Source organism: Rhizobium sp. BK456 (assembly GCF_014194045.1).
Classification (GTDB): Bacteria; Pseudomonadota; Alphaproteobacteria; order Rhizobiales; family Rhizobiaceae; genus Rhizobium; species Rhizobium redzepovicii.
This window is the reverse complement of the sequence record NZ_JACIAO010000005.1, coordinates 378,581-392,314: the sequence shown is the minus strand read 5'-3', so window position 1 is coordinate 392,314 and position 13,734 is coordinate 378,581. Positions and strand designations below refer to the sequence as shown.

Below are 13,734 nucleotides of genomic sequence, written 5' to 3'. Positions count from 1 at the left end.
ACTTTGCGACAGTCGGTAACGCACGTCAGGTTGCCGATTGCGTCGCCGTCGTCTCCTCCAAGACATCTTCGGGAATATCGTCGAAAGAGGCGTAATTGAGGTTGTAGAGCCTGGAGTATAGCTTGTTGTTTTTCATCAGCTGGCGATGGTCGCCGCTCTCGATGATTTCGCCGTTCTGCAGCACGATGATGCGGTCGGCCTCGCGGATCGTCGCCAGGCGATGGGCGATGACGAGGCCGGTGCGGTTTTCGAGCAGCTTCACCAGCGCCTTCTGGATCAGCATCTCGGTATAGCTGTCGATATTGGCCGTTGCCTCGTCGAGCACCAGGATCTTGGCATCCGCCACCAGCGCGCGGGCAAAACTCAAAAGCTGGCGCTGGCCGAGCGAAAGATTGCCGCCGCGTTCGCCGAGAACGCTGTCGTAACCATCGGGCAGGCGCATGATGAATTCATGGGCGCCGACCGCCTTGGCCGCCTCAATCACCTGTTCGCGCGTCGCCTCAAGCTTGTGGTAGCGGATGTTTTCGAAGACGGTGCCGGTGAACAGAAAGGGTTCCTGCAGCACCATGGCGATCTGCGCTCCGAGCGAATCCTGCGTCAGATCACGCACATCGTGGCCGCCGACCAGCACCTGGCCCTGCTGCACGTCGTAGAAGCGGTGGATCAGCGACATGCAGCTCGATTTGCCGGAGCCCGTCGGCCCGACCAGCGCCACCGTCTCGCCGGGATTGACCTTGAAGCTCACATGTTTCAGCACCGGATGTTTCGGATTGTAGCCGAAGACGACATCCTTGAATTCCACCGAGCCGTCCATGTCACGCGACAGGGTCTTTGCGCCGGGCGCGTCCTTGATATCGACGGGCACATCGAGCACCTCGGTCAGCCGCTGGCCGGAGGCCATGGCGCGCTGCATCACCGAATATTGCAGGGTCAGCGAACGGATCGGGTCGAAGAAGCGCTGGATATAGAACAGGAAGGCGACAAGCACGCCGACATCGAGCGCTTGGTTGAGAACGCGGGCGCCGCCGACGACGATGACGAGCGCCATCGCCACGCCGGTCAGGCTGTCGACGATCGGCACCATCACCTGGGCATAACGCGCCGCCGTCAGATGCGTCCTGAGGTTCGCATGCGCCTTGTCGTCGTAAAGCGTGAAGTTGACGCCCTGCCGGTCCATGCTCTGGACGGCGCGCACTCCGTGGATGGCTTCGGCAAGCGCGCCATTGGCCACCGAATTGGTCTCGTGCGCGGCCATAAAGGACTTGCGGGCGAGCGGCAGCCAGAACAGCCGGACGATGAACAGCACCGGCAGCACCGAGAGCGTCAGCAGCCCCAGCTTGAAATCGAGATAGAGCATCACGAAGACGATGCCGAAGAGCAGCACGATGTCGCCGACCGAGAGAACCGAGGTTTCGAGGAATTCCTGCATCGAGTTGACGTCGCCCTGCAGGCGCGACATCAGCCGGCCCACCTCGGTCTTGTCCATGAAGGACAGCGAGACGCGCTGGAGATGCGAAAACATCGCCCTGCGTATATCGAAGAGCACGTCTTCCGCGACGCCGCCGACCAGCGTTTCCTGCGCGTAGCTTGCCGCATAATTGATTGATATGGCGACGGCGAAGGCGGCGATCGACCAGATCAGCGCCGAAGGGCTGCCGCCCGGCGACATGCCGTGATCGATGGCGTAACGGATGATCAGCGGGATCAGCAACTGCATCATCGTGAAGGTCAGGACGGCGACGACCGACCAGGCGACCTGGCGGCGATAGGGGTGAACAAAAGCCCAGATGCGCCTGACGATATTGCCGTCGAAGGCCTTGCCGAACATCTCCTCCTCGACGCGATGCGAACCGACGACTGCCCGCGGCGGGCGACGTCCATCCTCGCGAACGTCGGGACGCTCGGTTTCCAGTTCCTCGGCCATCTCATTCCTCCTGCGGCCATGACGTCGGTGGCCTGCATCTCATTGCTTTTCCTCTTCTCCCCAGCGGGGAGAAGGTGCCCGGAGGGCGGATGAGGGGGCCGCACGGCGCGCGCCCTTATTTGCCCTTCGCTTCCGCTCGGCGCACTCGTCGCTATCGCTCCTCGCCCCTCATCGCCTCGCTTTGCTCGGCACTTTTCCCCGATGGGGAGAAGAGGGGAGTCACGCGCTCAACACCTCATCGCCCGGCCGCACCTGCAGGTCGTAGAGCGCCTTGTAGCGTCCGCCAAGCGCCAGCAGCGCCGCATGCGTTCCGCGTTCGACGATCCGGCCGTCTTCGACGAACAGGATCTGATCGGCATGCATCAGCGAGCTCAGGCGATGGGCGACGATGATCGTCACCCGGTCGGCGGCATAGCGGCGCATGGCGCTGCGGATGCGCTGTTCGGTGGCCGCGTCGATCGCCGCCGTCGAATCGTCGAACACCATTACCGCCGGCTTCAGCATCAGCGCGCGGGCGATCGAAAGACGCTGCCTCTGGCCGCCGGACAGCGAAACGCCGCGCTCGCCGACGACGGTGTCGTAGCCGATGGGCAGGCCGAGCACGTAATTGTGCAACTGGGCGCTTTCGCTGGCGCGTTCGATGCGGCCTTCCTTCGCCCAGGGGTCGCCATAGGCGATATTGTTTTCGATCGTCGTGGTGAAGAGGAAGGAATCCTGCTGGACGACGGCAACCGCCCGGCGCAGCGATTGCAGCTTCGCCTTGCGGATATCCTGGCCGTCAATGGTGATCTTGCCGCCGCTAACGTCGTAGAAGCGCGGGATCAGATGGGCGATGGTCGACTTGCCGCTGCCCGGAGGCCCGACGATGCCGATCGTCTGGCCGCGCCTGGCTTCGAAGGAGACATCGTGGAGCACGGTGCGCTTTTCCGAACCGGGATAGGCGAAGCTGACATTCTCGAAGCGCAGCACGCCGTCGGTCACCGCCAAATCCCTGGCATCCGGCGCATCCTTGATCGCGATGTCGAGGTCGAGCAGGTTGAAGAGGCGTGTGCCGCAGGTGGAAGCGCGGGCGAAAGCATTGACCATCAGGCCGAGCTGACGCACCGGCATCTGCAAAATGGTCATGAAGGTCAGAAAGGAGGCAAGCGTGCCGACGGTGATCTCGCCCGACATCACCTTGCCGCCGCCGACGAAGAGCACCAGGCCCATCGCCGCGAAAAAGGAAAAGGTCATGGCGCTGGTATTGGTTACACGGATGCCGACGCGCTGATGGGCGAGCGCCAGCGCGTTTTTCGACGCCGCCTCGAATTTCGACATTTCGTGGTCCTGCGCGGCAAAGGCTCGCACGACGCGGATGCCGCCGAGGTTTTCTTCCATGATGCGGGTCAGCACCGACAACCGCTCCTGCAGGTCGAGCCAGGTGGCGCGCAGCCTGAGCTGCGTCACCGAGGAGCGCCAGCCGACAAAGGGCACGAAGGAGAGCGCCAGCAGGCCGAGCACTATATCGGTCGACAGCAGCATATAGGCGCCGATGCCGATCAGGATCGACAGCAGGATCATCCGGACGAGCGCCGTGGAAAAATACATGCGCACACCTTCGAGATCGAGCAGGCCGATGGTGATCAGGTCGCCGGAATGCACGGTGTCGTGGAAGCTGAAGGATAGCCGCTGGATCTTTTCGTAACAGGCCAGCCGCAATTCGTAGCCGATGTGATGGCCGACGGCCTCGCTGTAATAGTTCTGGATCATGGTGAAGAGGCCGCGCAGCACGCTGGCGCCGAGCAGGAGCAGCGCCGTGGTCAAAAGCGCGTCCTGCGCCACCTGGCCGGCCGCGCCGCCGCTCATCGCCATCTGCGTGTGGTCGACCGCCTGGCCGAGAAGGCGGGGGATCATCAGCTGGAAGGTGGAGGCAACAAGCGTGGCGCCGATCGCAAAGCCCGATTGCCAGGGGTGACGGAAGGCCATCATGGTGATGCGCACCAATGTGAAGAGGCCTCGGCCCCAGCCTGCCGCAGTTGCAAGCGCCATCGAAGCCGAAGGCTTCGTCGCGCGTATTAACGCATCGCTGCTCACGGTATTTTTTCCAATAGATGTGTGATCGGACGCTGGCCCGAAAAGACGGCAAATCCATGAAAGGATTGATAGCACCTTCACTTTTGCCGATTCCATTTGGGGGTTCAAGTAAAGAATTCACCAACTGGTTATTTTTACGTGAGGTCCCCTCGCATCCCGAAGGGAACAATCGGCGCGCGGGTGGGTTGCGGCAGACAACCCCGTCAGGCAATCATTTCCGGAGAGAGATCATGCCGCTGAAAGCCCTCGCTCTCAATGCAACTTTGAAATCCAGCGATGCCAAGGAGCCGTCTTCGACCGACCGGATGATCGGCCTCATCGACAAGGCGCTGTGGGCCTATGACGTCAAGACGGAGGTGCTGCGGCTTGCCGATTTCAACGTCAAGCCTGGCGTCACATCGGATGAGGGCAAAGGCGATGACTGGCCTGATATTCGCGCCAGGGTGCTCGCCGCCGATATCCTGATCATGGCGACGCCGATCTGGCTCGGCCAGCCTTCCAGCATCTGCAAACGGGCGCTGGAACGCATGGACGCCTTCCTCGACGAGACCGACGATCAGGGCCGCATGGCCTCTTACGGCAGGGTCGCGGCCGTCGCCGTCGTCGGCAACGAGGACGGCGCCCATCATGTGTCGGCCGAGATCTACCAGGCGCTGAACGACGTCGGCTTCACCATACCGGCCAATGCCGTCGCCTACTGGGTCGGCGAAGCGATGGGCTCCACCAATTTCGTCGATCTCGACAAGGTCCCGAAAGTAGTGACCAAAGCCGTCGATATGCTGGCCCGCAATACGGCACATCTGGCGGGCCTTCTAAAGGCTAAGCAATATCCGGGCGAGGGCGGCTGAAGCCGAAAAAACGCCTCGATTCTTCTAAATCCCGTTATCTTTCAATGGCTTGAATCGCCACGGCAAGAAAGCTCTTGCCATGCGTGAGATTTAGCGCTTTGATACACGACTAGTTTAATAGACTATAGACCGAGCGTGATTACTCCGCTCGGGCACTGTCGAGGCCTCCGGCTCGGACCTCGATGCTGCGGCAGATGTTCGTAAATGGCCGCATGAACCTCATCAACGCATGATCCGCTTTTATGCGTTGAAACCTCGATCGACACACGGTGCGGATGAAGCCGCAAAGGAGTTGCGATGACGGTTCAGGGACTTTTTTCCGCCAGAGCCAATGCGGCGGCACAGATATCGGCCGTGCCGCGTATCGCGATCGTCGGCCGCGGCTTTTCCGGCATGATGGCGGCCATCGCCTTGATGAAAACGCTGCGCGCGCCTTTCCATTTGCAGCTGTTCGATCCGAATTCGTCGGTCAGCGGCGGGCAGGCGCTGGCGTCAGCGCGGGCCTCGACGATCCTCAACACCCGCGTGCGCGATCTCTCGGTGTCAGTCGGCGACAATGACGATTTCAACGACTGGCTCTGCAGCAATGCCGCCTTCCGCGCCGCGGTGCCGGCCGCCATCCCCGGTTTCCGGCAGATCTTCGTGCCGAAGGAAATCTTCAGCGATTACGTCTATCAGCGTTTCTCGGAAGCGCTTGCCGCGCGCAGGGACATTACCGTCCAAGTCTGCAACGATCCGGTCGTGGCAATCCGCAGGAGCCATGGCAACCGCTTCCTGCTCGAGAGCGCCAATCCTGCCAATCCGCTATTCGATACGGTGATCCTTGCAACCGGCTACGGACTGAACGATCCCGATGCCGGGGAGCGGCAGGCTTCGCCGGTCAGGGCCCAGCGCCTCGTGGCACGGCCGCATGCAGTGCTGCTCGGCAGCGGCATCCGCGTCGTCGACCAGCTGCTGCAGCTGCGCGATTCCGGTTATGCCGGCCAGGTGACGATCATTTCCCGGCGCGGCTTCCTGCCTCAGAGCCATACGCCGAATTCAGCCGATCCGGTGTTTCCGGCCGAAGCGCTGCCCGAGAGCCTTCCCGACATCGTCCGCTTCATCCGCCAGGCCTGCCGCGAGGCTGAAGAAGAGGGTCGTAGCTGGCAATCTGTGATGAACGGCCTAAGGAAACATGCCCGCTCGCTTTGGCGATCGTTGCCGGCCCGCGACAAGCACCAGTTCAACCGGCATTTGCGGGCAATCTACGACAGCCATCGCAACCGCCTGCCGGAGGCGATGCACTTGCGCCTGAAACGCGAGCTTGCCGAAGGCCGCACGGTGCTGCGCCGCGGGCGGGCCGGCCGCCGAGGCCTGAGCGGCCTATTTTTCACGCCGGCCGGTTCCTCCGCCGAGGAGATCATCCATGCCGAGCGCATCATTGATTGCCGCTGTCAGGCGCCGGATCTTTCGGCGCCGCTGATCCAGAGCCTGTTTTCCGCCGGCCTTGCCATGCCGGACGAGCTCTCGCTCGGGCTGGCGGTGAACGCGCGCGGCGAGCCTTTTTTCGAGGACGGCTCGGCAATCGCCGGGCTTTTTGCCATCGGCCCGCTCGGCCTTGGCAGCTTGCCCGATATCGATCTCGTGCCGGAAATCGTCTCGCAGGCCTATGCCGCTGCCGAGCGGGTCGGTGAACGGTTCTATCCACAGGTCAGGGCGGTCTGAAAATTGAAGCCGCTTCGGAACCATCCGGCCGCCGCCGCGTTATACAGCGCTGGTGATCAAGAGGGGCTGATGGAAGCGCTGAATCGACAAGACCCGTCTCTTAACGACGAGGGACGCTTTCGCCTTTTGGTCGATGCCATCACCGACTACGCCATCTACATGCTCAGCCCTGAAGGCATCATCACCAGCTGGAATACCGGGGCTCAGCGTTTCAAAGGTTACAAGCCTTCCGAAATTCTCGGCGAGCATTTTTCCCGTTTCTATTCGGAAGAGGACCGCGCCGCGGGCATTCCGGAGCGCGCGCTCACCACCGCGAGGGAGCAAGGCCGGTTCGAAGGGGAGGGCTGGCGCCAGCGCAAGGACGGCAGCCGCTTCTGGGCGCATGTGATCATCGATCCGATCCGCCGTCCCTCCGGCGAACTTATCGGTTTTGCCAAGATCACGCGTGATTTGACGGAACGCCGGGCCGCTGAAAACGCGATCCGCCAGAGCGAGGAACAGTTCCGCCGGCTGGTCCAGGGCGTCTCCGACTATGCGATTTACATGCTCGATCCCGACGGCAATGTCAGTAGCTGGAATTTCGGCGCCGAGCGGATTAAGGGTTACCGGCCTGATGAAATCATCGGCCGGCATTTCTCGACCTTCTATACCCCAGAGGACCGCGCCGCCGGCGTGCCGCAGACCGCGCTGGGCATCGCCCGCGCCGAAGGGCGGTTCGAGAGGGAAGGCTGGCGCGTGCGCAAGGATGGCACTCGTTTCTGGGCGAGTATCGTCATCGACGCCATCCGCGACGATGACGGCCAGGTTCTTGGTTTCGCAAAGATCACCCGCGATATCACCGAGAAGATGGAGACTCAACGGGCGCTGGAGCAGGCACGGGAAGAGCTGTTCCAGTCGCAGAAGATGGAGGCGATCGGCCAATTGACCGGCGGTATCGCCCATGATTTCAACAATCTGCTGATGGCCGTGCTCGGCAGTCTCGAAATCCTGAAGAAACGCATGCCGCAGGATCTGTCGCTGACATCGCTTGTCGACAATGCCATGCAGGGTGCCCAGCGCGGCGCGGCGTTGACGCAACGCATGCTGGCCTTTTCCCGCCGGCAGGAACTGCATATGGAGCCGATCGACGTCTCCGGCCTGGTGCGCGGCATGATGGATATGCTGAGCCGTTCGCTCGGCCCCCTCACCAGGATCGAGACCTCCTTCCCTATCCGGCTGCCGACGATCCTTACCGATCCGAACCAGCTGGAGATGGCAATCCTCAATCTCGTCGTCAACGCCCGCGACGCCATGCCGTCCGGCGGGCGGATATTGCTTCGCGCGGCCGAGGAATCAGTGCCGCCGGGCAAGGGGCCGCTGCCGTCCGGCCGCTATGTCCGCATCGCGGTGATCGATGATGGCGAGGGCATGGATGCAAAGACGATGGAGCAGGCAATTACGCCGTTCTTCACCACGAAGGGTGTTGGCAAGGGCACCGGTCTCGGCCTTTCCATGGTGCAGGGTCTTGCCTCCCAGTCCGGAGGCCGCCTGATGCTGAAGAGCCGCCTCGGCGAAGGCACGACAGCTGAATTGTGGTTCCCGGTCGTCACGCTCGAGCAAGCGGCCGAGGTCACCGCCGACCCGGCGCAACGTGCGGAAAATACGCCACGCGGGCTGCGCATCGTCGCCGTCGATGACGATGGTCTGGTCCTGATGAATACGACGCTGATGCTGGAGGATCTCGGACACACCGTGTTCGAGGCGATGGCAGGTCCCGAGGCGCTTGAAATCATGCGCAAGCAGCCGGTCGATCTGGTGATTTGCGACCACGCCATGCCGCGTATGACGGGTGCGGAGCTTGCCGAGGTGATCCGCGAGGAATGGCCGGAGATGCCGATCATTCTCGCAACGGGTTACGCCGAGCTCCCGGAAGGCACGCGCATTGCAAATCTGCCCCGCCTCGGCAAGCCCTTCTCGCAGGCGCAGCTCGCCGACGCGATCAGCCGGGTCGCTTCTTAGCAGTTCCAGAAAAGTGTGAAGCGGTTTTCCGTCCGGAGTTGCGAAAAGCGAAAAAAGCTAGAGCGGCTGTGCTATGCGCGACGCTTCTGGTCGCCTCTATCCCCGTCGTGGTCGGCTCCCTCCTGGAGTTCAACCGCTGTGTCTGCCGGCGCGCTGCTCAGCAGGCGCTTCTCGGTCTCTTGCAGGTCGAGGATCGCCTGTTCGATCCGCTCAGCCGGAATGTCGCGTCCGGTGACGCGCCACCGATGATGCTGCCATAGGCCGACGAGCAGGCGTCGGCTTGGGACTTCTATCGTCTCGTGCAGGAACCATGCTCCTCCCACGGCGATGACAAGCGCGACCGCGATCAGCGACGCTTCCGGCATCAGAGATTCAAAACTCCGATGCACGAGGAACATTATCGGCACGTGGAAAAGATAGAGTGAGAAGCTGATCGTGCCTAGAAACCGCATAGGTGCAGCTGCCAGGACATGGACTGCGATGGGAGGTTGTCGAGCAACGAGGGCGACAATGATGGCTGCGGCGAAGGCGCTTTGCAGGCTCCAGAATTCGGGGGAAAAACCAAGTACGAGATGCCTGTACGTGAAGAACGCCGCCAGAAGAAAGAGCGTGAAAATTCCGGTGAGGGCGGATGGCGTCCAATTATCCCCGTAGGAATGCATCTTCCCGGCAAGGGCGCCGAAAAGAAAATAGGGGAGCTTGGAAAGGAGCATGATTCCCGGCCCCGGCAAGTCGAGCAGACCATCGACGACGACGACCACCGTGAAGCCGACGATCATCCCGCGGTAGCGCTGCGGGCGGGCCAAGCAAAGCCACAGGATCGGGAAGAGCAGATAGAATTGAATTTCGGGTGGAATTGACCAGAAAACGCCACTCGAGCCCAGAAGAAGGACATGGCGGATAAAGTCGATGCCGCCGGTGAACGGTTGGACGAAGTCTAGATTCTGCATGCCGGACAGTATCGCCACAAGCAGAACGGCAGCCAGATAAACCGGATAGATGCGGGCAAAGCGGCTGACCAGAAAATCAAGGACGTTTTCCTTGGTCACCGGGCGCGAACCGTAGAGATGGGCCATCAGAAAGCCGCTGAGGGCAAAAAACAGGCCGACCGCTTCGCTGCCCATGGTGGTCAAATGCGCGGATGCAGTTGGAAAGATAAGTCCGACATGCGCCAGAACGACCAGCAGCGCGGCGATACCGCGCAGGCCATCGAGACTGGGAATGTAATCCGGCCGGTTCATGGGCAGCTTCTAAATATTCTGTTCCGGTAAGCAGTATCGGACATCGCTTTACACGGTGTTAATCCGGTTGCGCGCAAGCGCCCGGCGCAACCGCGTGCCGGAGCTCTGACTATTGGCGGCGGCCTCTTCCGATCTCGCCGCGAAGGATAAATACCAGCAAGGCGACCGCCATCGTCGCCAGCCCGTACCAGGTGATCGCATAGACGAGATGGTTGTTGGGGAAATGGATGACGGTCAGGCCGCCGACGGGCAGACCGCCCGGATTGGAGGTTGCATCGGCATCGATGAAATAGGGCGCGACCGCGCCGACGCCGCGCTTTTCAGCGATCGCCGCGACATCGCGCGAATACCAGCGGTCGGCCGCGGCATCGTTGGATTGCAACAGCGATCCCTTCGGTTCGGTCATCCTGATCAGACCGGTAATCTCGATCGGGCCTGACAATTCGCCCGCGCGGCGCGTGGCCGGATCGCGTCTGTCCATCGGTACGAAGCCGCGATTGACGAGAATGGCAGTGCCGTCGGAAAGGGTCAGCGGCGTCATCACCCAATAACCCGGGCCGAGCGCGGTCGACGCATAGACCAGCGTCTCCTTATCGTTTGCCAATGTCCCGGTCGCACTCACCCGCCGATACTCGTCCTCGGCGGCATTGACCTTATCCCAATCGGCCTGCCCCGGCGCCGGAACCGGTGCCGCATGCACACGCTGATCGACGCGGGCGATGAGGTCGCGCTTCCAAAAGAGGCGTTGCACCTGCCAGGTGCCGAGCGCTGCGAGGGCTGCGGCAAGCAGCACCAGGCAGACGCAGAAGATTGCCCGTTTTGCCTGGGAAGGCCGTCTTTCAGGTTGGTCCGAAGGAGCCACGCTCATGGGCTGAACCGATGCCGGCGGCGCTGCCGCCGGCGCTCCGTGACCATCACGGCATGTTCTTCATCATCTCGGGGCTCATCGGCATCATGTTGGTGTTGAGATGATGCATGACCCAGAGGGAACCGGAGAGCGCGATGGCGACGATGATGATGGTGAAGATCAGCGCCATCATTGTCCAGCCGCCCTCGCTGCGCGGGTTCATGTGCAGGAAGAAGACCATATGGACGACGATCTGGATGGCGCCGATGGCCATGACGAGCACCGCCGTCACCAGCGGGCTGGCGAACACGCCTGCCATGACGAGCCAGAAAGGAATGGCGGTCAGGACGACGGAGAGGGCGAAGCCCGCCATATAGCTGCGGAAGGTGCCGTGGCCGGCCTGATGGCCGTGGCTGTGGCCGTGGTGGGCCTCGTGGGCATCCTCATGTGCGGGTGCTTGCGAACTCATCCGAGAACTCCCAGGAGATAGACGAAGGAAAAGACGCCGATCCAGACGACGTCGAGGAAGTGCCAGAACATCGAAAGGCACATCAGCCGACGGCGGTTGGCTTCGACCAGCCCGTGCATCGACACCTGCACCATCAGCGTGATCAGCCAGATGATCCCGAAGGTAACGTGCAGCCCATGCGTGCCGACCAGGGTGAAGAAGGAGGAGAGGAAGGCGCTGCGCGTCGGCCCGGCGCCTTCGTGGATCAGGTGGATGAACTCATAAAGCTCAAGCCCGATGAAGGCCGCGCCGAACAGACCGGTGACAGCAAGCCAGAACAGCGTTTCCGCCTTGGCGTTGCGCTCCATCTGCAGCATCGCGAAGCCGTAGGTGATCGAGGAGAGCAGCAGCATCGAGGTGTTCAGGGCGACGATCGGCAGATCGAAGAGATCGGCCGGCGACGGGCCGGCGGCATAATTGCGACCGAGCACGCCGTGGGTGGCAAACAGCACCGCAAAAATCAGGCAGTCGCTCATCAGGTAGAGCCAGAAGCCGAGATTGGTGCTGTTTTCCGGATGATGATCTTCCGTCAGGTAGAATTCAGGCTTTTCTGATGTGTCGATGGTCTGATCGCTCATGGTCATTACACCTGCTCGGCAAGCAGGGCGGTGCGCTTGCCTTCCGTTTCGGTCACCTCTTCGGCGGGGATGTGGAAGTCGCGTCGGTAGTTGAAGGTATGGCCGATCGCCACGACCAGCAGACCGATGAAGGAGACGACGACCAGCCACCACATATACCAGATCAGGCCGAAGGCCAGCGCGACGCTGATGCCCGAGAGGATGGCGCCGGTGCCGGTATTCTTCGGCATATGGATCGGCCGGAAGCCTTCCAGCGGACGCGCATAACCACGGTTCTTCATGTCGTACCAGCTGTCATGGTCATGGACGACGGGCGTGAAGGCGAAGTTGTAATCCGGTGGCGGCGAGGCGGTCGACCATTCCAGCGTGCGGCCGTCCCAGGGATCGCCCGTATCGTCACGCAGTTCCTCGCGCTTCATGAAGCTGACGACGATCTGGATCAGGAAGGCGGCGATTCCCAACGCGATCAGACCGACGCCGAAGGCGGCGATGATGAACCAGATCTGCAGCGACGGATCCTCGAACTGGCTCATGCGGCGGGTGACGCCCATCAGGCCAAGCACATAGAGCGGCATGAAGGCGAACCAGAAGCCGATCTGCCAGAACCAGAAGCTCAGCTTGCCCCAGAAGGGGTCGAGCTTGAAGCCGAAGGCCTTGGGGAACCAGTAGTTCACACCGGCGAACATGCCGAACAGAACGCCGCCGATGATGACGTTGTGGAAATGGGCGATGAGGAACAGCGAATTGTGCAGCACGAAGTCGGCCGGCGGCACGGCAAGCATTACGCCGGTCATGCCGCCGATGACGAAGGTCACCATGAAGCCGACCGTCCACAGCATCGGCACCTCGTAGCGGATGCGGCCGCGATACATGGTGAACAGCCAGTTGAAGATCTTCGCGCCCGTCGGGATCGAGATGATCATCGTGGTGATGCCGAAGAAGGAGTTGACGGAAGCACCCGATCCCATCGTGAAGAAGTGGTGCAGCCAGACGATGTAGGACAGGATCATGATCACGCAGGTGGCGTAGACCATCGAGGCGTAGCCGAAGAGGCGTTTGCCGGAGAAGGTGGCGACGACTTCGGAGAATATGCCGAAGGCCGGCAGCACCAGGATGTAGACCTCCGGATGGCCCCAGATCCAGATGAGGTTGATGTACATCATCGGGTTGCCGCCGAGATCATTGGTGAAGAAGTTCGTGCCGGCATAGCGGTCGAGCGACAACAGGGCAAGCGTTGCAGTCAGGATCGGGAAGGAGGCGACGATCAGCACGTTGGTGCAAAGCGCCGTCCAGGTGAAAACAGGCATCTTCATGAAGGTCATGCCCGGCGCGCGCATCTTGACGATGGTGGCGATCAGGTTGATGCCCGACAGCGTCGTGCCGACACCGGCCACCTGCAGGCCCCAGATATAATAATCGACGCCGACACCCGGACTGTAGGCGGCGCCCGATAGCGGCGGATAGGCGAGCCAGCCGGTCTGGGCGAATTCGCCGATGAACAGCGACAGCATGATGATGATCGCGCCGGCGGTGGTCATCCAGAAGGAGAAATTGTTGAGGAACGGGAACGAGACGTCGCGCGCGCCGATCTGCAGCGGCACAACGAAGTTCATCAGGCCGGTGACGAAGGGCATCGCCACGAAGAAGATCATGATGACGCCGTGGGCGGTGAACACCTGGTCGTAATGGTGCGGCGGCAGGTAGCCTTCGGAGCCGTTGAAGGCGATCGCCTGCTGGATGCGCATCAGGATGGCGTCGGAGAAGCCGCGCAACAGCATGATGACGGCGAGGATCACATACATGATGCCGATCTTCTTGTGATCGACGCTGCAGATCCAGTCGTTCCAGAGCGGGCCCCAGAACTTGAAATAGGTGATGGCGCCGAGCACGGCGAGGCCGCCGATGACAACGCCGATGAAGGTCACGACCAGGATCGGCTCGTGATAGGGGATGGCATCGAGGGTCAACCGGCCGAAGACGAACCTCAGGAGGTCAGGATTGGAAAACATGGAA

At 61.7% G+C, this 13,734-nt stretch carries 10 protein-coding genes; 3 read left to right on the top strand and 7 right to left on the bottom strand.

The window, feature by feature from the left end; all coding sequences use genetic code 11:
* Positions 1–25: 25 nt before the first annotated feature.
* A complete protein-coding gene (locus tag FHX03_RS17245; protein ID WP_183854720.1) occupies positions 26–1,924 on the bottom strand; it encodes an ABC transporter ATP-binding protein in 1,899 nt (632 codons plus the stop codon).
* A gap of 219 nt (positions 1,925–2,143) precedes the next feature.
* Positions 2,144–4,105: an ABC transporter ATP-binding protein gene (locus FHX03_RS17240; protein WP_183854718.1), complete on the bottom strand. Its 1,962-nt coding sequence runs from the start codon at positions 4,103–4,105 to the stop codon at positions 2,144–2,146.
* 122 nt (positions 4,106–4,227) lie between these two features.
* Here FHX03_RS17240 and FHX03_RS17235 point away from each other — a divergent pair, with 122 nt between their 5' ends.
* From FHX03_RS17235 to FHX03_RS17225, 3 genes are all read left to right on the top strand, one after another.
* Positions 4,228–4,845: a flavodoxin family protein gene (locus FHX03_RS17235; protein WP_183777869.1), complete on the top strand. Its 618-nt coding sequence runs from the start codon at positions 4,228–4,230 to the stop codon at positions 4,843–4,845.
* Positions 4,846–5,142: 297 nt separating this feature from the next.
* Positions 5,143–6,549, top strand: a complete 1,407-nt coding sequence (locus tag FHX03_RS17230) for an FAD/NAD(P)-binding protein (protein ID WP_183854716.1) — start codon at positions 5,143–5,145, stop codon at positions 6,547–6,549.
* Between the two features lie 69 nt (positions 6,550–6,618).
* Positions 6,619–8,547: a PAS domain-containing sensor histidine kinase gene (locus FHX03_RS17225; protein ID WP_183854714.1), complete on the top strand. Its 1,929-nt coding sequence runs from the start codon at positions 6,619–6,621 to the stop codon at positions 8,545–8,547.
* A gap of 71 nt (positions 8,548–8,618) precedes the next feature.
* On the opposite strand, the gene FHX03_RS17220 is transcribed toward FHX03_RS17225, so the two are convergent.
* The 5 genes from FHX03_RS17220 to cyoB all read right to left on the bottom strand — a co-directional run bounded on the left by FHX03_RS17220 (position 8,619) and on the right by cyoB (position 13,730).
* A complete protein-coding gene (locus FHX03_RS17220) occupies positions 8,619–9,788 on the bottom strand; it encodes an acyltransferase family protein (RefSeq protein ID WP_183854712.1) in 1,170 nt (389 codons plus the stop codon).
* A gap of 109 nt (positions 9,789–9,897) precedes the next feature.
* On the bottom strand, positions 9,898–10,656 hold the full coding sequence (locus tag FHX03_RS17215) for an SURF1 family protein (RefSeq protein WP_183854710.1): 759 nt from the start codon (positions 10,654–10,656) through the stop codon (positions 9,898–9,900).
* Between the two features lie 46 nt (positions 10,657–10,702).
* Positions 10,703–11,104: a cytochrome o ubiquinol oxidase subunit IV gene (gene cyoD, locus FHX03_RS17210; protein ID WP_183777874.1), complete on the bottom strand. Its 402-nt coding sequence runs from the start codon at positions 11,102–11,104 to the stop codon at positions 10,703–10,705.
* Positions 11,101–11,721, bottom strand: coding sequence for a cytochrome o ubiquinol oxidase subunit III (cyoC, locus tag FHX03_RS17205; RefSeq protein ID WP_097625753.1), 621 nt, complete (start codon positions 11,719–11,721; stop codon positions 11,101–11,103). The genes cyoD and cyoC overlap by 4 nt, the downstream gene beginning before the upstream one ends.
* A 5-nt stretch (positions 11,722–11,726) precedes the next feature.
* A complete protein-coding gene (gene cyoB / locus FHX03_RS17200; protein ID WP_183854709.1) occupies positions 11,727–13,730 on the bottom strand; it encodes a cytochrome o ubiquinol oxidase subunit I in 2,004 nt (667 codons plus the stop codon).
* Positions 13,731–13,734 lie beyond the last annotated feature (4 nt).